The organism is Vibrio sp. (genome assembly GCF_038138445.1).
In the GTDB taxonomy this organism is placed as follows: Bacteria; Pseudomonadota; Gammaproteobacteria; order Enterobacterales; family Vibrionaceae; genus Vibrio.
The window spans coordinates 1-1,947 of sequence record NZ_JAYQDQ010000180.1; the positions used below are offsets into that span (position 1 = coordinate 1).

The window sequence follows — 1,947 nt, forward strand, 5'->3', positions numbered from 1 at the left end:
TTAAATTTCTAACCCCATCAACGCTTACACTGCCTATATGCATTAGCTTGGCCTTAAAGGCGCATTGGCATAACTACATAGGTTGCTTTACTCTCGCCGCTAGCATCTTCCACCAATGCACTACTGTTGGAATCAGCTAGGGTAAAACGAATTTCAGAACTTTTAAGCACATTTAAAACATCTAGTAGGTAACTGACATTGAAACCAATCTCAAGAGAATCCCCGCTGTAGGCTACAGTGACCTCCTCCTGTGCCTCTTCCTGCTCTGGATTATTAGCCACTAGATGCATTGCACCATTTGCCAACGCTATTCTAACGCCGCGATATTTTTCATTGGATAGAATTGCTGTTCGACCAAAGGCCTGCTTTAACTGTTCACGATCACCTACAACCAGCTTATCGCCACCCTTGGGCACCACGCGATCATAGTCTGGGTAAGCTCCGTCAACCAGCTTAGATGTGAAGCAATAGTCTCCACCGGTTATACGAATATGATTTGAACCAATAGAAACCCTAACGTCATCGTCAGCTAACAGCCTAGAAAGCTCTATAATCCCCTTTCTTGGCAATATTGCAGTAACCTTTTCTTCTACAACAGAAACCTCGCAGGGCGCATCACAAAGCGCCAGACGGTGACCATCAGTAGCTACCGCGCGCAATTGATTCTGAGTAACCTCCCAAAGCATGCCATTAAGATAGTAACGAACATCCTGCTGCGCCATGGCAAAAGACGTGGCATCAATAAGATTTCTTAACACCGTACCCTGAACTGTAAATTCAACGTTTTGCTCGCTCTCATCAACGCTTGGAAACTCGTTTGCAGGAAGGGTAGCCAGCGTGAAACGACTGCGACCACTGACTATCTGAGCCTTGCCATCACTACTTGAAAAATCAACCTGAGCACCTTCTGGTAACGAGCGGCATATATCGAGTATCTTACGCGCCGAAACCGTTACCTCGCCTTCTTCTAAAGAAGAGACAACCTCAGTTGAGCCCTTAATTTCAACTTCCAAATCTGTACCGGTCATCGAGAGCCTGCTGCCCTCGAGGCGCAATAAGACATTGGAAAGAATAGGAAGCGTTTGCCGGCGTTCAACCACACCCACCACTAGCTGCAAAGGTTTGAGCAGAGCTTCTCTTGAAAGGCTAAATTTCATAATGTAATTTCTCCGGGAATTTAATTTGTTTTAATTATAAGCTTTTAGGTTGAAAGTGTTCTGTATAGATTCTTAAGATCCCGCTGAACCTCGCGGTCAGCACCCTCAAGCTCCTTCACTTTTCTACAGGCATGCAATACCGTTGTGTGGTCACGGCCACCAAAGGCCTCGCCAATCTCTGGCAAGCTGTGATTAGTCAACTCCTTGGCTATACACATGGCAACCTGCCTAGGCCGCGCAACAGAACGACTTCTTCGCCTAGAAAGCAGGTCTGACATCTTTAATTGGTAGTAATCTGATACCACTCGCTGAATATTATCAACGGTAATCAACTTATCTTGCAGGGCCAGAAGGTCTTTTAGAGACTCGCGAATAAGGTCAATGTCTATCGGTCGCCTTGTAAACTGAGCATGCGCCATAACCCGCTTTAAGGCACCTTCTAGCTCTCGCACATTTGACCGAATACGCTGAGCAATAAAAAATGCTGCATCCTTGGACAAATGAACGCCACTTTGCTCTGCTTTGTTAATGAGAATCGCAGCCCTAGTTTCCAACTCAGGCGGCTCAACAGCAACCGTAAGCCCCCAGCCAAACCGAGATTTTAAGCGCTCTTCAACGCCGTCAATTTCTTTAGGATAGCGATCGCTAGTCAGGATCATCTGCTGACCACCCTCAAGCAAAGCATTATAGGTATGGAAAAACTCCTCTTGCGAGCGCTCTTTACCAGAGAAAAACTGAATATCATCAATTAAAAGCGCATCAACAGATCGATAAAATCGCTTAAATTCGT

2 protein-coding genes are annotated in these 1,947 nt (G+C 45.8%); both read right to left on the minus strand.

Annotated elements, in window-relative coordinates; genetic code table 11:
• Positions 1 to 53: 53 nt before the first annotated feature.
• Positions 54 to 1,157 (minus strand): DNA polymerase III subunit beta, encoded by a 1,104-nt coding sequence (gene dnaN / locus AAFM34_RS20850; protein ID WP_341666189.1) that lies wholly within the window; start codon positions 1,155 to 1,157, stop codon positions 54 to 56.
• A 44-nt stretch (positions 1,158 to 1,201) separates the two neighbouring features.
• On the minus strand, positions 1,202 to 1,947 hold a 746-nt coding region (dnaA, locus tag AAFM34_RS20855), incomplete at its 5' end, for a chromosomal replication initiator protein DnaA (protein WP_341666191.1).

Excerpts from the sequence above, each read along its gene's own strand:
- dnaN (WP_341666189.1), bottom strand. The coding sequence starts at position 1,157 with ATGAAATTTAGCCTTTCAAGAGAAGCTCTGCTCAAACCTTTGCAGCTA.